Genomic DNA, 20,622 nt, shown 5'->3' on the forward strand with positions numbered 1-20,622 from the left:
CGTGGTGTGTATGTCATCTGGCGACGCAGTGCCCCCTATCCCAGCTTTACGAATTTCGATGCCCCCGACCGAGGCGCCTGCGTGATCAATCGTTCGCGCACCAACACACCACTGCAGGCACTGACGCTGCTCAACGATCCCGCGTACGTGGAGATCGGCGTTGGTCTTGCAAAACGCCTGGCAACAAAAGGCCTGAATTCCGACATGACCGATCGCGAACGCATCGCGTATGCGTTTCGCCTGTGTGTCGCCCGCGCAGCGAAGCCGGTCGAAGTGGATCATTTAACCAAAGTCTTTGAGCAGGAACTGAAATATTTCCAGGATCACCCGCAGGCAGCCCAGAAGCTGATTGCGGCAGACGACCGGCCGGAAGGCGTGGGTGCCTCGCGCATGGCGGCGTGGCTGTATGTCGCCAACATCCTGTTGAATTTAGATGAAACCATCACAAAGGGATAATCATGAACGCGCATCTGCAACAACTGCTGAATTATACCCGACGTGAATTCTTCCAGCGGGCCGGCATGGGGGTTGGAGGCGCGGCGCTCACTGCGCTGCTGGCCAATGATTTGCAGGCGGCACTCCCCACAGCCGCCAACCCGATGGCGGCCCGCGAATCACATTTCACCCCTAAAGCCAAAAATGTGATCTTCCTGCATATGGTCGGCGCACCGTCGCACCTCGACTTATATGATGCCAAACCCAAACTGCAGGAACTGGACGGCGAACTCGTCCCCGACAAACTCTGGGAAGGGTTGCGACTGGCGTTCATTCGCGAACAGCCCAAGCTGATGGGCAGCCCGTTCGCCTTCCAGCAACAGGGAGAAGCCGGGCTTCCCATCTCGGAACTGATGCCTCACCTGGGTTCGGTCTCCGATGAACTTTGCATGATCCATTCCCTGAAAACTGATCACTTCAATCACGCGCCCGCCCAGCTCTTTTTCCAGACCGGCTTCTCACGCTTCGGACGTCCCTCCCTGGGTTCGTGGGTCAACTATGGCCTGGGTTCCGCAAACAGTAACCTGCCCGGCTTTGTCGTTTTGATTACCGGCAACGTCGCGGGAGCCGGAAACAGCCTGTGGGGCAGCGGCTTTCTGCCCAGCATTTACCAGGGCGTCGAATTTCGTTCCTCGGGAGACCCCGTCCTGTTTCTTTCGAATCCGAAAGGGATGACGGGTGAAGACCGCAAGCGGATCATCGACAGCGTCAATCATCTCAACAAAGTACAACTGGCGGATGTAGGAGATCCGGAAATCGCGACACGCATCAATCAGTACGAGATGGCTTATCGCATGCAGTCCGCCGTGCCCGAGTTGATGGATATTTCCAACGAACCCAAACACATTCACGAGCAGTATGGTACGCAGCCAGGCAAAGCCAGCTTTGCGAATAACTGCCTGTTGGCACGACGTCTGGTGGAACGGGGCGTGCGGTTCGTGCAACTCTTCGACCAGGGCTGGGACCATCATGGTAATCTCGTGAACAGTCTGAAGAACAAATGCCGACAGGTCGATCAACCCATCGCCGCCCTCATCAGAGACCTCAGACAGAGGGGACTGCTGGACGATACGCTGGTCGTCTGGGGCGCGGAGTTCGGGCGGACACCCATGGTGCAGGGAGATCGCAAGACCCCCGGTCGCGATCACCATAAAGACGCTTATACCGTCTGGATGGCGGGGGGCGGCGTGAAACGCGGCTTTGCGTATGGCAAAACGGATGACATCGGTTTCAATGTGGCCGAAAATCCGATGCACGTCAACGATTTTCACGCTACGCTGCTGCACCTGTTAGGCATGGATCACGAACGGCTCACGTTCAAATTCCAGGGGCTCGACATGCGGGTTACGGGAGTCGCCGGCAATGTGGTGCCGGACATCATTGCCTGAAGGAATGCTGGTCCTTCAGTCGTCGGTACGCAGCATCGGTTGAATTTCGGTCACGAAGTCATTCGCATCGGTAAAGTTACGATAGACTGACGCGAAGCGGACGAAGGCCACCTGATCGACGTCTTTCAAAACCGTGGAAACCCGTTCGCCGATAAATCGCGAAGGGACTTCACGATCGAAGTTCTCATAAATTTCTGCTTCAATCTGCGCGACGATGGCTTCAATCTGATCGGGGCTGACCGGGCGTTTGTAGCAGGCGGTCTCAATCCCGGTGACCATTTTCATACGATCAAAGGGAACCCGCGCGCCATCTTTCTTGATGACTTTGAGAGGCGACTCTTCGATTTTTTCGTAAGTCGTATAGCGTTTTCCGCAGGCCAGGCATTCCCGTCGTCGGCGCACACTGAAAGGTTGACTCAAACGTGAATCAATTACTTTCGTCTCACCATCACGACAAAAAGGGCACATCATGAACGACGCGACTCCTGTGCTGAACCAGCAGAAGCACCTCTTCACATTCAGAGATTCCCTGCAGACTGATGTTTAAAAATAGCATGATCGAAACTGTGGCACCAGTCTATTGTTCCGAAATCCGCAAGTTTTATCGGTTTACGACGCGTGGACAGCTGACGTGAACATCAGCGTGCCAGCAGTCATTCCATGGGGCGATCCAGAATTTCTTCGTGTGCCTGTGATTCGTTCACGTCGGCTTTCAGGTCATTGAGTGTGTCCCGCAATTCGGCTTTGACTCCGAAGGAAACAAAAGCGAGCACGACCAGAAATGCCACGCCACTGATCAGCAGCAGCAGCGTCCAGATTGTCATCCATATATACATATTAAACCCTCACACTTCTGCAACAGGATTGACAGGGAACGTATTCGACTCGCGCGGCTGATCCGGAAAAATCAGCGAACCCAGCACGTACACAGCCGCGGAAAAAGCAAACGTCATCAGCGTGAGATGGGTTGCATTGAGGTTTGACGAGAACCAGCCATTGATCATTTCCACACAAGGCCCCATGGCGGACAGACCCAATAGACCTCCCAGAATCGCCGCCAGCGCCCCGGCCCGACTCCCCCGTTTCCAGTACAAACCGCCGACCACCGTGGGAATGGCACCGGAAAGATAGACGGCACCGGTCACCGCCAAGTAGCCCCATAAATCACTGCTGACTTCATACCACAGGCCCCAGATCAACAGCATCGCCCCGATCACAAAGATGGCAATCCGGGTCACTAAGATGCGGGCACGCTGGCTCATCGGGCCGGCGAGGGGAGCGACGATATCCTGGGTAATCACGCCACTCCAGCAGAGCAGGTAGCTGTCATGTGTCGACATGAACGCGGCAATCATGCCTGCGGTCACCAGTCCCAGTAATCCGGTCGGCACGACTTTCGCCAGGAACAGTGGCATCGCCGACAGAGAGGTAACGGAGCTGTTGGTTTTCACCGCCTCATTGAATTCCGCGAACAATTCCGGTTGAGCTGCGAAAAAAGCAAAAGTACCAATTCCCCAGAACACCGGCAGTGCCCGCCGCGCCAGAAACGAGATGGAACTCAGTGTATACAGTCTTTGCGCGACTGCGGCACTCTGGCAGGAAAGCGTGCGTGCCGCACTGGTGGGCCACAACATGGCCGCTGATCCGATCACCACGGTCATTTGAATGATCTGCAACCAGCCGATCCCGCCTCCTTTTCCGGACGGGTTCTCCGGGTTGGTGGGATCAAAATACCCGTTCTGCTCGGTCACAATCGCAGCAAACCCGTCCCAGCCAATTGACCAGAAGACGACGCCCGTCACAATCACCATGCCGGTTCCCAGGATCAGGAACTGAATCAGGTCAGTAATCACCACGGAGACCATGCCGCCCAGCACGGTATAAAACAGTACCAGCAATAACAGACCGGTCATAATCAGTTTGAGGTACATTTCATCCTGCAGGCCGGAAATGGCGGTCAGGAACTGAGAACCCGCTTTCAGGAACAGACCCATATTCAGGACACCTGAGACGACCATCACACTCGCCCCCACCACGCGGACGGTGGAGGAATAGCGTTTCTCGTAGTATTCAGGGATCGTCATGATCGAGGAATCCCTTAATCGATAGACGACAAAACCGGTCAGCCCGATGATGAGGACGGCCCCTGCTTCCAGAAAAGCCAGGTACAGCGAGGCGTACTGCTGGATAAAACCGAGCTCGGCCATATACATGACGGTCACCAGCCCGAGTTCGGTCCCTGTCATGGTTGCCAGGGCCAGCCGGATCCGAAGTTTGCGTCCCGCCACCAGGTAATCAGACAGGTTTCCGACGTAACGATTGGCCCACAAACCAATTACGATCGAAGTTAACAGGTAGCAGACGACGATCGACCAGTCCAACAGGGTGAAATTTGTATCGTAAAGTGAAATAATGGGGCCCCCTCGACTCTCGTTTGAGCAACGAAAATCGGATTTTCACGAAAAACAGCGGACAGGAATTATTTACCAGCGGTTGCAATCAATGAGCATTCCATTTACCATATGTCGCTTCGCAAATCGTCACGGGTCTCGGAATCCGTTTGACCAGCCCGCTGACTACAGCGCTTCTTGCGAACGATACACCACTATGCCAGTTTTGACAGTCAATTTCCATAGTAAATGGCTGTCTTCGAAATAACATCTAACAAAGGGGATGACACCGTGTCACTCGACAAAAGTTTAAAGAGCAAAAGTACGCTGGTCCGTGCACGTAACGTGTTAAAGCGGGCAGAGCGTATTGAAAAGTTGAAATTCGAAGACCGCTGGGTCGATGGCCAGGGTGCCCTCGGTTTACCCAAGGTACGCGTCGAAAAGATTTCGATTGGTAAGAAGAAGAAAAAGAAGAAAGACGACGACGAAGATTAAACGTCTGTCTCCGTAGGGAGGAGGAGAGCTCATGGATTTTTCAGACTCTCCTCCACAGTTCCCTTATTCTTAAGCGCAGCAATCATCGACCGGGGAGCAAGGAATGCGTGCCCTGAATCTGCTACGGGCTGCTGGCGGCACTTTCACACGACGACGTTATCGTCGCGCCGCCCATTCGTTTCTTGCTCATACCTCACGCTGCCGCGAAGTCCAGCAACAGACTCTGCAGCGCATCCTGCAGTTGAATGCCGACAGTGATTTCAGCCGCGAATGGCAGCTGGACGGCTCCTGCTCGATCTCTGATTTCCAGACCCGCTTTCCCGTCTCCGATTATGAACGTTTTCGCCCCTGGATCGATCGCGTCAAAAATGGTGAGACGACCGCGCTGCTCGGAGCCGCCAATCGACTGCTGATGTTTACCCTCAGCAGTGGTACGACCGCGGATTCCAAATTCATTCCCATCACCGAACCGTTTCTGAAAGACTACCGCCAGGGCTGGCAGAACTGGGGCATTCTCACCTACGACGATTTTCCCCGTTTGAAATATCAGAACATCGTCCAGCTCTCGAGTAACTTCGATAAGTTCCGCACACCAGGCGGGACTCCCTGCGGCAATATCAGTGGACTCGTCGCCGCCATGCAGAGCCCGGTTGTCAAGCTGCTGTATACGGTTCCCGGCGAAGTCTCGCAGATTGAAGACCCGCACCTCAAATACTACACCGCCCTGCGGCTGGCAATCGCCGATCAGGACGTCGGCATGATCACCACCGCCAACCCGAGCACCCTGCTGCATCTGGCACAGTTCGCAGATCAACAGCGCGAATCACTGATCCGCGATATCGCAGACGGCCGCTTGACAGGTGCCGCACAACTGGAACCGGCCATTCTGAAAACGCTGCAACCGAAACTCAAACGAAAAAACCGCGCACGGGCCCGCGAACTGGAACGCATTGTGGCACGTACGGGGCACCTCTATCCCCGCGACTTCTGGCCGGGACTGTCTCTGCTGGCGGTCTGGATGGGGGGATCGGCGGGAGCGTACCTGTCACAGCTGGCACCCTATTATGGCACGCCGCCGGTCCGCGATCACGGACTTTCCGCCAGTGAAGGACGGATGACGATTCCCCTCGAATCGGGCACGTCTACCGGCGTACTGGATATCACCTCTCATTTCTTTGAGTTTGTTCCCGAAGATGAAGACCCGCTGACCACCTCGAATATCCTTACCGCCGATCAACTGGAAGTGGGACAGAATTATTTCATTCTGCTGACCACTCCCTCGGGACTGTACCGTTACCATATCTGTGATGTCGTCCGCTGCACCGGGTTTTACAGCCAGACTCCTTTGCTGGAGTTTCTGCACAAGGGCGCGCATATCTCCAATCTGACCGGGGAAAAGATCACGGAATCCCAGGTGGTGACTGCAGTCCGGAATGCCGTCGCACAGACCGCGCTGGAAATCGGTCAATATTCCCTGATTCCCCAATGGGGAGAGCCACCACATTACCAGTTGCTGTTTGAAGGGTCGGCCCTGTCATCGAGCGATCAACTCCCGACTCTGCTCGCAGCGCTGGACCAGCAATTACAGGAAACCAACTGTGAGTATGCAGAGAAACGGCAGTCGGGTCGCCTGGCGCTGCCCGTCGCCTGCGAATTGACTGCGGGTACCTGGGCTCGCTTTGCCGCGGAACGCCAGCAGAAACTGGGCGGCAGTATCGAACAGTACAAGCATCCTTGCCTGATCCCCGAACTCGATTACGCACAACAGATCCTGCAACGCTTTTCCTGCTAAGCATCCTGGCAGACAGACGAATGTTCCCGTTATTTGAATACGGGCTGGCTGCTCCGCAGGAACCCGAACAGATCACGCAGGTCCTGTTCGCTGAGTTGATCAAGCAGTCCTTCGGGCATGAGCGACTTGGGCTGTTTGATCATTTCATCAATGTTTTCCCGTTTGATCGTCACGTTCTGTCCGTCCGCCCCCCGGATGACCACAATCTGCTGATCCTGGTCAAACAGGAAACCGGAAACCACCAGTCCGTCCACGGTGATCACCAGGTACGTTTCATAGCCTTCCCGGATTTCTGCACTGGGATTGACGACGTGCATCAGCATTCGCAGCGAATCATCACGTTTATATTGCGTCAGTTCCGGCCCGACCCGTTTCCCCTCTCCAAACAGAATGTGACATTTCGCACAATGCTGCTGATAGAGTTCCTTTCCATGATACACATCGCTGGACCCCGTTCCCAGCAGTTTCGAGACGCGAGCAATCTGATCCTGCATCTGCTGATTTGATGCCCCTTTGATCTCTTTCCAGTGTTTACTGACCAGGTCGGCGATCTGCTGATCCGGATGGATGGTCATTTTTCGAACCAGGTCAGCGGGAATCGAAGCGGCTTCAATCTGGCCGACATCAATCGCGGTCAGCAACTGGCGTGTCCACTCTTTGCGACTGACCAAAGTCGACAGGGCCACTTCGCGCACCGGTTCGCTGAAATCAGAATACCGCTTCAGAATTGTCTCGGCGACTTGAGGTTCGTTGTATTTCTGTAATGCCACCAGCAAGCCGGTCTGCACTTCGGGTACTTTGGTGGTGCTCAACAGATTCTGCAACGCGGGTAAAGCCTGCGGTTCCTGCAACTCACCCAGTACCTGGATAAATTCCACCAGCTGCGCCTGGTTCTTGCCCGGCGTCTTGAGCGCATCCAGCGCGCTCTGAATCGCCCGTGGATTGCCCAGCCGCATCTGTAACGTGGTGGATCCACCCCCCGCATCCGCGAGTGCTTTCACCAGCACTTCCGGCAGCCCGGCCAGCGAGCGTCCTTTGAACGAATTCTCGAATCCCGCCATCAATGTTTTTCTGGAATTCTCATCCGGCGCCAGTTCGAAGAGCTTCGCACAGGAAATCAGATCGGTACGACTGCCGGCCGTCGCATAGCGGCGCATCAGTCGTTCCAGTATCGCCGTTTTGATCAACGGCCGGTTCCACAATTCCTGATCTTTGAACAGCGCGAGTACCTGTTCGCGATCGGAGTCCACTTTCGATTCCAGCGCCCACCAGACCATCAAGGGCTGATGGCGGTCGTCGACATCTTCTGCATAATTCGAAAGCGCCGCCACGATCGGCAGACAGACTTCCGCAGGTAGACGCCGTGCAGTCGCCGCCAGTTGGCCACGGACTTCTGCGTTTGGTTCGTCCTGTGCCAGCGCGATCAGGGCCTGCCCCAGATGGGTGGAGACCACTTTGTCGTCCCCCAGCAGACGCACCGTCCAGAAACGAACCATGGGGTGGGGATGTTTCAGCGTTTGTTCTGCCACCGTCTCATCGAAACCCTGACAGAGATTCAACGCCCAGAAAGCTTCCAGCGCCAGGTGACCGTCGTTCTCTTTGATCCACTGTTTCAGCGTGGGGATCGCGGAAGCATCTTTTCGATCGCCGAGCAGCCTCAACGCGGTCCGTCGCTGCCATTCATTGGGATGTTTGAGCAGCTCCAGCAATTCGGGCGTCGTTTTCTGACTGAGATCGTCGATCTTGCGCGGCTTGGCGTCTTTTGCCTGGAACCGATAGATGCGACCTGAGTTGGGATCAACCTGTCCCTGGTAATGTTGCCCGTGGGCGATGAACTCTTCATAGAAGTCGGCTACATACACGCCTCCATCCGGACCGACTTTGATTTCAATCGGACGAAAACCCAGGTCGGTGCTCTTAAGTGGGAAGCTGATATCTTCCGTCTCAAACGTGGAGCCCAGCGGTTTGATTTCAGAAAAGACCAGGTACTGATGCAGGGGATCCACCGACAGCAGATTGCCACGATATTTTTCCGGCAGTGTGTCTCCTTCGTACTTCACCAGTGCATGACTGAAGCGAGGCGTCGCCGCATGTTTCATGAAAGGCAGTAAACCAAACGCGTAAGGATTGCTCACATCGCCGTACTTGCGTTCGGTTCCTTTTTCGTAATAGCCGCCCTGCACATAATAAAAACCGCGTGTCCCTCCGCCGTTATGACCGGAATAGATACGGCCGTCCGCATCTACCTCCAGACCAAAGGCGTTTCCGCCTCCTTCAGCAAACAGTTCGTAACGTTTTGATTCCGGATGATACCGCCAGACTGCAGGGCCTTCACAGTAGATCGCCGGGGCATCGGCTTTGTCGCTGTTTTTCAGATGCGAAACGACGTTGCTCCCCTGCACCATATACAACCAGCCATCGGGTCCCCACTGCAGACTGTTGGGAGCAGAATGGGTATCGGATATTCCAAAGCCTCGCAGATGCACTTCGGGATCGGCGTCGGGAATGTCGTCGTTATTTTTGTCCGGATAAAACATCAGGTAAGGCGGATTGAGTACCCAGACCCCGCCCCGCCCTTTGACAACCGAAGTCGCGACATTCAAATCGCCGGCAAACACTTTGTGGTCGTCATATTTTCCATCGCCGTTCGTATCTTCGTGGATGGTAATCCGGTCATTGCCGGGAAAATGATTTGGAGGTGGCGGCGGCATCTGGTCGAATTCCATGCGATAATATTTGTTGCGGCTCAAGACTTTCAAACCCGCCGGATAAGGATACTGACGGTACTGCACGACCCACATGCGACCCCGTTCATCAAAACTCAAAAACAAAGGTTGTCCGATCAGCGGTTCTGTCAGCAACTGCTCGACACGCATGTCGGCGTCCAGTTCAAACAGTTCCATGGATTTTTCCGGAGGCAGTCTGCGACCCGGCGAAAGCTGGCTGGAGCGTTTCAATGTCGAGGTCGCCGGGGCGAACTGATCATAGGCTGCCTGCTTTGGTTTGTCGGCGACGGCAGCCAGAGCCCATTTTGGGTTATCTCCGACCAGGAATTCCCATTCCCCTTTTAAGACGCATTCCAGAAAGTAACCTGCCAGAATGGGAGGGACACCCCGAAAGCCTCCCGGACCTTCTGCATTATAAACGCGCACGGCAATCGTATTGTATTTCCCAAGCTTCAAGGTTCCCGGCGGGACTTTGTAACGCTGGTACTTGTCGAACCCGCTTTCGAATTGGGGCGGGAAGCCGCCGATCTGCCCGATGCGGGTTCCATTAATATACAGTTCATGCGCGTCCGCCAGCTTTTCAATCGACAGTGTTACCGAATCGCGCCAGAGAGGACGTGCGGACATGTCAGCCCAGTTATCCGGGACCTTGACGTAACAGCGATACCAGGCGAAGCCATCGTAATCTGCATATTTGCCATCCCGTTGCTGCTCCCAGCTGCCGGGAACCTGAATCAGATCCGGGGGAGAACCGGGGTCAGCAGCAGGCAGATTGCCAGCGGAATGTAAACAAAAAATGAAAAACAGGACTGCAAACTGACAGACTTTCATCTAGAAACTCCCGGAGAACGCACTGTTTTGCTGTGACTCTATCAAGACTTAAGAAAATTAGGATTCTTAATATATTGAACCATCGCAGAGAGCAGAATTCAACGTGGTTTTACAGGATTACCGTGAATTTCGCCTGACATCTGCGGTTCTTTATATAGTGACCGTCCAGAATCGGAAGTGCGGATTATGCGGTGTAGAAGCAGTGTCCCACCCGTTGAGTTGGGAATTGATTAATTTTCCTTGAAATATTCTCAGCAATTTTACGTTAGGTTCGTAGTGAAACCCAACAATAAAAACACAGAGAACAATAGCAATGCGAAACACCCTGGAGAAACAGACCTTGGAAACTTCCCGATTAATTCTGCGACCGTGGCGCGAGACAGATGTCGCCCCCTTCGCGGAGATGAATGCCGACCGGAAAGTCATGCAATACTTTCCAGCGCCGCTCTCTTATGAGGAAAGTGCGTCTCTGGTCGAACGGTGTCAAAAACATTTCGACGAGTATGGTTTTGGACTCTGGGCGGTTGAGCTCAAAGAGACAACAGAGTTTGCCGGTTTTATCGGCCTGGCAGTCCCACAGTTTACCGCTTATTTCACACCCTGTGTTGAGATCGGCTGGCGACTGGCGGCTCCGTACTGGAACCAGGGTTATGCAACAGAGGGTGCCCAGGCGGCACTCGACTTCGGGTTCGATCAGTGTAATCTGAAAGAAGTCCTGTCATTTACTGTTCCCGCGAACGTGGCATCACGACGCGTGATGGAAAAAATCGGGATGAGTTATATCGATAACTTTGATCACCCCGCCATTCCCGGCGATGATCCGCTCTGCCGTCACGTTCTGTATCGGATTACCAAACAGGAACGGGACGCGCTGCAGGCCGTTTGAGACTTACTTCGACAGACGATTGAGAATGTTTTTCGTTACCTGCTGTACAACCGGATCTTTCCCGCGCAGTCCATGAGCCCAGTCAGTACTGCCAACCGTGAAGACAGTCCCCCCGTTGGTATACATGCCCAGTATCGCAGCCCCGATGCGATCTTCATCAAAGCGATCATACCACAGGCTGTCGCCGGGCGCCCATTTCGCCGGACAGGAAGCCAGTATTTCAAAAGTACGCGGCGTTCCATCTTTGAATGTGGGCACAGGCAGACCGTCCTTCATCTCAAACTGGCAGCCATCGCATTCATAACCGACAATACTGTCTTTGCCGCCGAATTCGTCTCCCTGTTTGATGCCGGTCTTTTCAAATACCCAGTGTGCGGGACGATGCACCTGGTAAGCACCGGAGCCCTCCATGAACTGACCATGGCTTTTATGATAACCGCCATACAGGAAGCCCACTCCGGTTAACTGATTTTCAGGACGGTTCACCAGGTGATGGCTCCAGAGTGTCGACAGCAGACGGTGATCCCCGTCCGGAAACAGCGGGTCCTGGTTATACCATTGTTTCCAGCAGGTCAGCGCCCGCCCGTCGTCCTCACTGCGGACCTGCCAGCAGACCGAGTTGCCACTGAAGAACGCCACGTTCCCTCCCTGGCTGATGAACCGTTCCAGGTGATCACGCATCGGAGCCGACCAGTATTCATCATGGCCGACACTCAACACCAGCCGATAATGCTGCAGCAGTTCCGGGTGAAATTCCAGATCGCTGTTGGCGGCGTAATCGAGCTGATACCCGTTGCTCTCTGCCCAGATAATAAACGGCAATTCCCAGTTGGCAAACTGCCCGGCCAGGGGACGATTGAACGAAACACGATGCCCCTGCAGATTCGCCCGGCCATGATAGCTGTACAGGCTGGAGCCGCCCCAGTTGTTGTAGGCGTTGTAAGTATTCGTGCTCAGTTGAATCAGAATCTTCGTCTGGCTGCCCGGCTGCTTTGCCCTGACGATAAAAAACAGATTCGATTCCGCCGATCGCGTGTTCCTTTGAATGAACTTCCCGCCCCGATCAGAAACTGACAGCCGGACATTGTAATAACCGCTCTGCCAGGAATCGGGGACAGTCAACTCAAATGCGGCCGGCCACTGACAACCGTGTGACGAAGCATTTTCCGGGACAGGATAAGCAGCGCCGTTTTTACGGGTCTCTTTGAAAACCGTTTTGTTCTCCGCTCCCAGCCGGGTGATTTCGACCGAATACTGTGGCTCAGAACTGGAGAGATGAAAGGCGATCTTCTCACCAGGCTGATAGCTCAACTGACTGGTGTAACCTTCGATAAAGATCGAGCCGGGATCATCGTCGGCAGCGGTGAGAGGAACCGTCAACACGCTGGCCCACAAACACATCAGCAATATTCTCGAACAGCATGAAATCATCGTCGTCTTCCTCAATCAGTTGAGCCGGTTGTCAATCAGTGGATTCTGAATTATCGATCCTAACAGGACCCATAGACGCATGCTATTCCGTAACTGAAAAATCCCGGTCACACAGGAGAGCGGACGTTCAGAGTCAGTGACGACTGTGATTCTGCTGGCGATATTCGCGGGGGGACATGCCCGTCAGGCGGCCGAACATGCGGATCATGGCTTCCTGATGTTGAAAGCCGCAACGGGCTGCAATCTGCGAAATGGTCAGGTTCGTCTCCTGCAGCAGTTTGATGATCCGCTTCAGTTTTTCCTGGCGAATTTCTGCAGCGGGGGAACGATGCAGGGCTTTCTGAAAGCGATGCTCCAGGATCCGCCGCGATACATTCAGATGATCAGTCAGATCCGAGACCTGCAACGCTTCCTGCGCATGTTGACGAATGAAATCAATGGCTTCGCGAACGAGGTCATCATCGGCAAACAGCGTATCGGTGGAAGCACGTTCTTCAATCGACAGCGGGGGAATCAGAATCGGTTCCGCGGGCGGCGACTCTCCCTGAATCAACAGGTCCAGCAGTTGTGCCGCCTCGTAACCCACGACATGCGGTGCCTGATTAATACAGGAGAGAGGCACGGGAGACAGCGCCGACATCAGGGGATCATGTTCGATACTGAGGATCGCCACCTGGTCGGGAATTTCCAGATGATGATTTACACAGACCGTCGCCACTTCGCGACCAACCTTGCTCGACCAGACCAGCAGCGCCACCGGCTTGGGCAGTTCCCGCAGCCACTCCTTTAAACGTTTCTGCTGTTTCTCGTAGTCGTCTTCCTTCGTCAGTTCGTAATACGGAAATTGAAAACAGACCCCTTCAGACTGCTCAATCAGCTCCTGAAATTCGTTCTCGATCGTCGGCAGATATTTCAACGTGGGATCGGGGCCAATATAGCCACAGGAGCGGAATCCTTTTTGCAGAAAGAAGTCTGCCGCCAGCCGGGCACACGCCCGTTCGTCTGAAATCACTTTGGGAATTTTTGTGGAATGCTTGCCCAGCCACGAGACATTCACCGCGGGCAGCTTCCGCTGCAGGATCGACTGCTGAATGCGGGCATCGGCCAGACGACAGATTGTGCCATGCCCGTTCCAGGAAGCGGGTAACCTCAATTGTTCCTGCAGACCGCGGAACTCAATCCAGAAATCCCAGCCCCCCTGCTCCAGCGCATAGTCGGCGATCCCCTGAATGATCTGGCGACTCCAGTCACTGGAAGTCTGTATGAGTAAAGCCACTTTGCGTCGTTCGGGAAATCTCACGTGTGCTCGTTTCATGACAGGGTATCGATGGAAAGCCGCTCTTTTCAGACCTGTATGATAGCTTCCCACTACTTAAGGATGGTAAAGATGAGATGAAGACGATGTAAATATTATCAATTATACTGCGTATTTTGTCATTGTATTTTGAAAAATTTCCTCGATACTTTTCCCTGTACAATGAAGCTTGCGACAGGTCTGGCGGGAAGTTTCTCCTGTGTTCCCGCCAGACCGTCTGCAGGCTTCCTGTCTCATTCCAGGCAACCGCGGGTCAGTCCTGCCCTGTTTTCCCGATACTCATTCTGTTTCTGAAACCATGTCGACTCCAACTTATCAGAGTGAATACGATGTCATCGTGATTGGTGGCGGCGTGCTCGGTGCCTTTCATGCCTACTTCGCCATGCGCCAGGGGCTGAAGACGTTATTAATTGAACGCAATGTCTTTCCCCAGCAGGCGTCTGTCCGTAACTTCGGGTTGATTATTCCCAGCGCCATGCCCGCAGGCCGCTGGCGCGACCGGGCAATCGCTTCCTGCGAGATCTATTCAGAACTCTGCGAGTTTCTCGACGTTCCCCTGCGTCGGACAGGGACCCAGTACCTGGCGCACACAGCAGCAGAAGCGGACTTCCTGAAACAGATGGCGGTTGCCTGTGAAGACTCCTTATGTCCGGCGGAATACTATTCCGCAGAAGAAACCATCCGTTCCAGCTGCTGCCTGAATCCGGAGTTCTGTCAAGGCAGCCTGTTTTTCCCCCATGATCTGCAACTGGATCCCGACCAGTTTTTTCGCGCCTTGATCAACTGGATCGCGTGTACATCAGACTGCGATTATCTGCCGAACACGACCGCGATCACCGTGGAATCACAGGAAAGCCTCGCGTGCATCAGAACCTCTTCGGGCAGAACATTTCAGGCACGCCATACCTTTGTCTGTTCCGGAGCCGATCTGCAGACGCTGTTCCCCGAGATCTATGCGTCGCGAAATCTGCAATACTGCAAACTGCAGATGCTGAAACTCTCCAATCCTGAAAATCGTACACTGGGCACCAGTATCGCCTCTCCCATTGCGCTCACACGCTATCCCGCCTTTCTGAAGGCACAATCCCTGCAAGGCGTTTCCCTGCCGGCCCCCGATCCGGTTCTGCAGGAACGTGGCATCCAGATCTGGATGACCCAAAATCAGAATAACGAATTCATTCTCGGCGATTCGCACGCTTACTCAACCGACGCGCCCACTGAATTTCTGTCAGCCGAGGTGGAATCACACATTATTAATTATGCGCGAAAGATGTTCGTCAAACTGGAATTTGAAGTGATTGATCGCTGGTGTGGCATTTATACTGAAGCACAGTCCGCCGGTTTATTCCAGCAGACCCTTGACGACCGGATCCATTTAATCACTGGGATTGGCGGCAAGGGAATGACCACCGGCCCGGGACTCGCCAGAGAAAATATCCGCCAACTCTCCCTTATCCAAAGCAGGCCATGATGTCGAAGTCTCCGAATCGCAACTGGCAATTCATGACCCTGCTGAGCCTGTTTCTGGGCTACGTCGGTTATTACATTTGCCGTTCCAACCTGGCGGTCGCAACGCCGCTGCTGCTGAAAGAGTACGAGGGAGTCGGCATCACCAAAGTCGACATCGGGACCATCGCCTCTGTGGGAGTGATGCTGTATGCCCTGGGGAAAATCATTAACGGTTACCTGGCCGATTTTCTCGGCGGTCGGCTGATGTTCCTGACCGGGATGATCGCGTCCGTCCTGTGTTCGATCTGGTTTGGACTGGCAGGTGGCTTAACCCTGTTCGTCATCATCTGGGCCGTCAATCGATTTTTTCAGTCGATGGGCTGGGTGGCGCTGGTAAAAACCGCTTCGCGCTGGTTTCCCGTGCAATGGCATGCGACCGTGATGGCGATCCTTTCGCTCTCGTTTCTGTTCGGCGATGCGTTTGCCCGCGTATATCTGGGCAGCCTGATCATGCTGGGAGAACGTGATACTTCACTCAGCTTTCTAGCGGACTGGCGGACTGTCTTTTTCATCGCCGCAGGCACACTGGGACTGATCACGGTCTTTGTCTATTTCAGTTTGAAGTCCAGTCCCATTGATGTCGGCCTGGAAGAACCGGAGGCGAATCCGCTGAATGTTTACGGCGCGGAAGGGAATCATGCAGAGCGGATCTCCATTAAAGAGGTACTCAAGCCGCTGTTTGCCAGTCCCCTGTTCTGGCTGATCTGCATCATGAATTTCAGCCTGACCCTCGTCCGCGAAACCTTTAATTTCTGGACCCCCACCTTCCTCAACGAAGTCGCAAAGTTCGATATCGGCCAGGCCGCGGTGGGCAGCATGCTGTTTCCACTGGTGGGAGGCTGTTCTGCTCTGCTCGCGGGGGTCACCTCGGATCGTCTCAAGGGCAGACATGGTCGCGTCGTACTGCCCAGCCTGATCCTGCTGGTGCTGTCGCTGATCTTACTGACCACGATCGATGTTTCGGGGAAACCCTATCTGGCGCTCACACTGCTGTCGCTGGTCGCCTTTTTTCTGATGGCGCCGTATTCGTTTCTCTCTGGCGTCATGGCCATTGACCTTGGTGGAAAGCGGGGCTGCTCCACTGTCGCCGGGCTCGTTGATTCCGCCGGCTACCTGGGAGCTATTCTTTCCGGTCACACTGTCGGAATGATTGCAGAATACTATGGCTGGAAGATGGCGTTCGGCGGACTGGCGGGAATCTGCTGCACTGCCGTCATTGCCGGAGTGATTTACTGGCGGATTCAGGAACGGCAGATGAACCTGGCGCAACTCTTACCCACGGAACCTGAACCGGAGGAATCTCATGCCCCTCAATGATCCGGCTGCGATCGTCGCTGAAATACGACAACGTTTCCAGGAAAAAGGGAACGAGATGTACGCTGGCGAAGCGATCTCGCAGACAGAGCATGCCTTGCAGGCCGCGTTCGCAGCCGAACAGGCGGGTGAGTCGGCAGAACTGATCGTCGCCGCGCTACTGCATGATATCGGTCACCTGCTGCACAAGCATGCTGAAGATTGCGCCAGCCAGGGGATCGATGACCTGCATGAACGCATCGGCGCACAATGGCTGGTTCGCTACTTCCCGAAAGATGTCACCGAACCGATTCGGCTGCATGTTGCTGCCAAACGCTACCGCTGTGCCACCGATGCCGCATATGCGTCCCGGCTTTCCCCCGCTTCGGTGCTCAGCCTGCAGTTGCAGGGCGGCCCCTTTGACTCGGTAGAACAAGAAGAGTTCGAACACAACCCCTGGTCGCAGGCAGCACTGCGTCTGCGCAACTGGGATGAAGCCGCAAAGGTACCAGACTTCGCAACCCCCGAACTCGAATATTTTTTAACGTATGTCCGGAGCGTCCTGCAGCAGCAGACTCCGGATCCTGGTGAATGAAAGAAATCATGAAAACGGAAAACATCAAACTTGTCATCTTTGACTGGGCCGGCACCACAATTGATTATGGCTGCTTCGCACCGATCTCTGCGTTTATCAAAGCCTTCAAAGCCTGCGGCGTAGACCTGACGCCACAACAGGCACGCGGTCCAATGGGTCTGCATAAACAGGATCATATTCGCAGCCTGTTTCAACTGGAGGAAATCGCCGCACAGTGGGAGTCGCTGCATCAGCGTGCCTGGACCGAACAGGATGTGAAACACATCTACGAAACCTTCATGCCGCTGCAGATCGAAGAAGCGAAACTGTTTACCGATCTGGTTCCCGGCCTGTGTGAGACGATTTCGATTTTACGCGAGCAGGGTATTAAAATCGGCTCCACCACCGGTTACCCGCGGATTGTGGCGGAACCGGTTCTGGAAGCCGCCCGCGCACAGGGATATGCACCCGACTTCAGCATGTGTGCGGACGAGGTGCCTGCCGGACGGCCTGCTCCCTGGATGATTTATCGCAACATGGAAGCACTGAGCGTCTTTCCCCCTTCAGCAGTCGTCAAAGTGGGCGATACCGTACCCGATATCGAAGCCGGCTTGAATGCGGGTACCTGGACCGTGGGTCTGACCCAGACAGGCAGCGAAGTCGGGCTGACAGTCGCAGAGTTCGAAGCCTTAAGCGATGAACAGAAAGCGGATCTGCTGGCAACAGCGGAAACCAAACTCAAAAACGCCGGCGCCCACTTTGTGATTCCCACACTCGAGGGACTGCCTGGCATCATTGATGAGCTGAATGAGAGAGAGAACTGAAATGGACGCGGACATTCCCTACCTGTTATTGACTCCCGGCCCTCTAACCACCACCCGCAGTGTGCGCGAAGCCATGCTGGCCGACTACTCGACCTGGGACGTGGATTACAACCAGCGCGTCATGGAAATCCGTGAGCGACTCGTTCGCCTGGCGACGGACTCTGACAATTATACGGCTGTCCTGATGCAGGGTAGCGGCACATTTTCTGTCGAAGCGACGATCGGATCGGTCATCCCGCCGGACGGTAAATTGTTCGTCATTTCCAATGGCGCGTATGGCAGCCGGATTGCCCAGATCGCACGTTGTCTGAAAATTCCTCTGCAGGAGCTGGCGTTTTCTGAAACGGAACCTCCCGATCTGAATCAGATCCGCGCAACGCTCGCCGCTGATTCAGAGATCACGCATGTGGCCATGGTACACTGCGAAACGACGACCGGCATGATCAATCCCGCCCGGGAAGTCGGCCAACTGGCGCACGCAGCCGGCAAGGACTACATCCTGGATGCCATGTCTTCGTTTGGAGGCATCCCGCTTTCGATGGAAGACGATCACGTGGATTATCTGATCTCGTCTGCTAATAAGTGTATTCAGGGTGTGCCCGGCTTCGGTTTCGTGATAGCGCAGCAGCAGAAACTGGAACAGACCAGGGGCCTGGCGCGTTCTCTGAGCCTGGATCTGTATGATCAATGGTATGAAATGGAACACAAGGGAGGCAAATGGCGTTACACGTCTCCCACGCATGTCGTCAATGCCTTCCTGCAGGCGCTGAATGAACTGGACGCTGAAGGGGGTGTTTCCGCAAGGCATGCACGCTATCAGGAAAACCAGACCACGCTGGTTTCAGAAATGCAGAAACGGGGTCTGCAGACTTTACTGCCTCGCGAACTGCAGTCGCCGATCATAACGTCGTTTTATTATCCCGAGTGTCCCGCATTCCAGTTCAACCAGTTTTATGAGGAATTGAAACTGCGACGCTACGTGATTTACCCGGGCAAAATCAGTCAGGCAGATACGTTTCGTATCGGTAATATTGGTCATGTCTTTCCGGCAGATATTATGAATCTGGTAGAACAAATTGAACAGACGCTCAATAAACTGGATATCCGTGTGCCCCCTCAGCGGGTTCAGTAAGTCCGAAAATAATCGAACCGTACACTTTCCGTTTACCGCATTGCTGCTTATAAAAAATAGTACAAATCTGACCCGACGCACGCATCAATGTGATCGATTCGAAATTCTGCTATCTGAACAGCACTTCATTCAGATAGTATTCACTGCCAGCAGTATTAGTGTTTTATGATGAGCAATCCCTGCACTTCTGTCATCCTGCACGACGATGATCGAAAGTTAGAATATTCCCGCGTTGAACGACCTCTGCTGAAACCGGGTGAAGTACTGGTCGAAATTCTGTGTTGCACCATCTGCGGAAGTGATCTGCATACGTTCGAGGGAACACGCTCCACCCCCTGCCCGACCATTCTGGGGCACGAGATGGTGGGACGCGTGGTCGATCTGCATCCCGAAGCCACGGTCAAAGATTTTCTGGATCGCCCGGTGAAAGCCGGTGACCGGATCACCTGGTCGGTCGCGGTCTCCTGCAAAAAATGCGAGTTCTGTCGACGCGGGCTGACACAGAAATGTACGCGACTCTTTAAATATGGCCACCAGAAACTGGACGCACAGAATTACCTGAGTGGCGGGCTGGCCAGTCACTGCCATCTGGTCAAAGGCACAACCATTTTTAAAGTCCCCGCATCGCTGCCCGATCTGATTGCCAGCCCGGCGAACTGTGCTACCGCGACGGTCATGGCGGCCTTTCGGCTCGCAGGTGACATCCAGGACAAATCGGTTTTAATTCTGGGTGCGGGAATGCTGGGCGTGACTGCCTCTGCGGTCGCCCATGCAAAACAGGCGGGCACTGTCTTTGTGACCGATATCGATCCGGAACGTGTCCGACGCAGCCTGGAGTTTGGTGCCCGACATGCATTGCTGGTGAAAAAAGAACAGCCCCTGCATCAGGAAATTCTGCATCTGACAGAAGGGCGTGGCGTGGACTTTGTGTTCGATATGACGGGGGTCCCCGAAGTCATCGAGAGCGGCCTGGAAACTCTGGCGATTGGCGGATCCCTGATCCTCGTGGGATCCGTTTATCCGGCACGCCCGGTTCAACTTTCTGCAGAGACGATTGTCCGCAGACTACTGCGTATCGAAGGCATTCATAATTACGTGGATCTGGATCTGGCGAATGCCCTGAATTTTCTCGAACGTTTTCAGAACCGCTATCCGTTTTCCAGGCTCTGCGAGCAAACGTTTGCATTGAGTGACATCAAGGCTGCCTTTGAAGAATCGGCTCACCGTCGTTCGTATCGTGTGGCCGTCCTGCCTGATCCGACGGCCTGAATTTCAACAGGTCGAATGACCTGCGTTCTGTTTGATCCGCTTTCAGAAGTCGATCTCGGCTGACTGACCCAGCTCGATTCCGCCTCGGGCAGGACTCCCGCCGCGATTGTAACGGTTTGCCGGTCGCTGTTGAGATCGCACAGGCTGTGCAGGTCGAGCCACTGGTTGTTGAGGTCGGGTCGGTGCGTCGGGTGCTAAATCCTGATGCAGTGATGTGCGAGGCAGACGTTTCGCTTCGGGGACAAAGGCCACCGATTCCTGCACGTGTCTTT

General features: G+C 54.5%; 17 protein-coding genes and 1 pseudogene. 11 read left to right on the forward strand and 7 right to left on the reverse strand.

Annotation, left to right across the window (positions count from 1 at the left end):
• Together AACZ40_RS19180 and AACZ40_RS19185 are read left to right on the forward strand one after the other, a co-directional pair.
• Positions 1–456, forward strand: a 456-nt coding sequence (locus AACZ40_RS19180) for a DUF1553 domain-containing protein (RefSeq protein ID WP_339675471.1), incomplete at its 5' end; no start/stop codon positions are given.
• Positions 457–458: 2 nt separating this feature from the next.
• Positions 459–1,883, forward strand: a complete 1,425-nt coding sequence (locus AACZ40_RS19185) for a DUF1501 domain-containing protein (RefSeq protein ID WP_291176371.1) — start codon at positions 459–461, stop codon at positions 1,881–1,883.
• 15 nt (positions 1,884–1,898) lie between these two features.
• On the opposite strand, the gene nrdR is transcribed toward AACZ40_RS19185, so the two are convergent.
• The 3 genes from nrdR to AACZ40_RS19200 form a co-directional block, all read right to left on the reverse strand.
• Complete coding sequence (nrdR, locus tag AACZ40_RS19190; RefSeq protein ID WP_291176374.1) at positions 1,899–2,354, reverse strand: transcriptional regulator NrdR; 456 nt, start codon at positions 2,352–2,354, stop codon at positions 1,899–1,901.
• Between the two features lie 182 nt (positions 2,355–2,536).
• Positions 2,537–2,719, reverse strand: coding sequence for a hypothetical protein (locus AACZ40_RS19195; RefSeq protein WP_291176376.1), 183 nt, complete (start codon positions 2,717–2,719; stop codon positions 2,537–2,539).
• Positions 2,720–2,728: 9 nt separating this feature from the next.
• The gene (locus AACZ40_RS19200; protein WP_291176379.1) at positions 2,729–4,264 is read right to left on the reverse strand and encodes a sodium:solute symporter family protein; all 1,536 of its coding nucleotides are present in this window, start codon (positions 4,262–4,264) and stop codon (positions 2,729–2,731) included.
• A gap of 300 nt (positions 4,265–4,564) precedes the next feature.
• On the opposite strand from AACZ40_RS19200, the gene AACZ40_RS19205 reads away from it, so the two are divergent.
• Positions 4,565–4,768, forward strand: coding sequence for a small basic protein (locus AACZ40_RS19205; protein ID WP_291176382.1), 204 nt, complete (start codon positions 4,565–4,567; stop codon positions 4,766–4,768).
• Positions 4,769–4,871: 103 nt separating this feature from the next.
• The gene (locus tag AACZ40_RS19210; protein ID WP_291176384.1) at positions 4,872–6,560 is read left to right on the forward strand and encodes a GH3 auxin-responsive promoter family protein; all 1,689 of its coding nucleotides are present in this window, start codon (positions 4,872–4,874) and stop codon (positions 6,558–6,560) included.
• 29 nt (positions 6,561–6,589) lie between these two features.
• Here AACZ40_RS19210 and AACZ40_RS19215 read toward each other — a convergent pair whose 3' ends face one another.
• Positions 6,590–10,117, reverse strand: coding sequence for a PVC-type heme-binding CxxCH protein (locus AACZ40_RS19215; RefSeq protein WP_291176387.1), 3,528 nt, complete (start codon positions 10,115–10,117; stop codon positions 6,590–6,592).
• A 313-nt stretch (positions 10,118–10,430) separates the two neighbouring features.
• On the opposite strand from AACZ40_RS19215, the gene AACZ40_RS19220 reads away from it, so the two are divergent.
• The gene (locus AACZ40_RS19220) at positions 10,431–11,003 is read left to right on the forward strand and encodes a GNAT family N-acetyltransferase (protein WP_291176390.1); all 573 of its coding nucleotides are present in this window, start codon (positions 10,431–10,433) and stop codon (positions 11,001–11,003) included.
• 3 nt (positions 11,004–11,006) lie between these two features.
• Here AACZ40_RS19220 and AACZ40_RS19225 read toward each other — a convergent pair whose 3' ends face one another.
• On the reverse strand, positions 11,007–12,404 hold the full coding sequence (locus AACZ40_RS19225; protein ID WP_291176393.1) for a N,N-dimethylformamidase beta subunit family domain-containing protein: 1,398 nt from the start codon (positions 12,402–12,404) through the stop codon (positions 11,007–11,009).
• Between the two features lie 163 nt (positions 12,405–12,567).
• The gene (locus AACZ40_RS19230; protein WP_339675477.1) at positions 12,568–13,734 is read right to left on the reverse strand and encodes a DNA-binding transcriptional regulator; all 1,167 of its coding nucleotides are present in this window, start codon (positions 13,732–13,734) and stop codon (positions 12,568–12,570) included.
• Positions 13,735–14,047: 313 nt separating this feature from the next.
• Here AACZ40_RS19230 and AACZ40_RS19235 point away from each other — a divergent pair, with 313 nt between their 5' ends.
• The 6 genes from AACZ40_RS19235 (at position 14,048) to AACZ40_RS19260 (ending at position 20,350) form a co-directional block, all read left to right on the forward strand.
• Positions 14,048–15,220, forward strand: a complete 1,173-nt coding sequence (locus AACZ40_RS19235; protein ID WP_291176399.1) for a TIGR03364 family FAD-dependent oxidoreductase — start codon at positions 14,048–14,050, stop codon at positions 15,218–15,220.
• Complete coding sequence (locus AACZ40_RS19240) at positions 15,217–16,575, forward strand: MFS transporter (RefSeq protein ID WP_291176402.1); 1,359 nt, start codon at positions 15,217–15,219, stop codon at positions 16,573–16,575. The genes AACZ40_RS19235 and AACZ40_RS19240 overlap by 4 nt, the downstream gene beginning before the upstream one ends.
• Complete coding sequence (locus AACZ40_RS19245; RefSeq protein WP_291176405.1) at positions 16,562–17,146, forward strand: phosphonate degradation HD-domain oxygenase; 585 nt, start codon at positions 16,562–16,564, stop codon at positions 17,144–17,146. Before AACZ40_RS19240 ends, AACZ40_RS19245 begins: the two co-directional genes overlap by 14 nt.
• Positions 17,143–17,949, forward strand: coding sequence for a phosphonoacetaldehyde hydrolase (gene phnX / locus AACZ40_RS19250; protein ID WP_291176408.1), 807 nt, complete (start codon positions 17,143–17,145; stop codon positions 17,947–17,949). Before AACZ40_RS19245 ends, phnX begins: the two co-directional genes overlap by 4 nt.
• The gene (gene phnW, locus AACZ40_RS19255) at positions 17,933–19,081 is read left to right on the forward strand and encodes a 2-aminoethylphosphonate--pyruvate transaminase (RefSeq protein WP_339675481.1); all 1,149 of its coding nucleotides are present in this window, start codon (positions 17,933–17,935) and stop codon (positions 19,079–19,081) included. The genes phnX and phnW overlap by 17 nt, the downstream gene beginning before the upstream one ends.
• Before the next feature lie 165 nt (positions 19,082–19,246).
• Positions 19,247–20,350, forward strand: a complete 1,104-nt coding sequence (locus AACZ40_RS19260; RefSeq protein ID WP_291176413.1) for a zinc-binding dehydrogenase — start codon at positions 19,247–19,249, stop codon at positions 20,348–20,350.
• Positions 20,351–20,392: 42 nt separating this feature from the next.
• Here AACZ40_RS19260 and AACZ40_RS19265 read toward each other — a convergent pair.
• Positions 20,393–20,622, reverse strand: a pseudogene (locus tag AACZ40_RS19265) (hypothetical protein); the annotation flags it as partial.

Source organism: uncultured Gimesia sp., assembly GCF_963972345.1.
In the GTDB taxonomy this organism is placed as follows: Bacteria; Planctomycetota; Planctomycetia; order Planctomycetales; family Planctomycetaceae; genus Gimesia.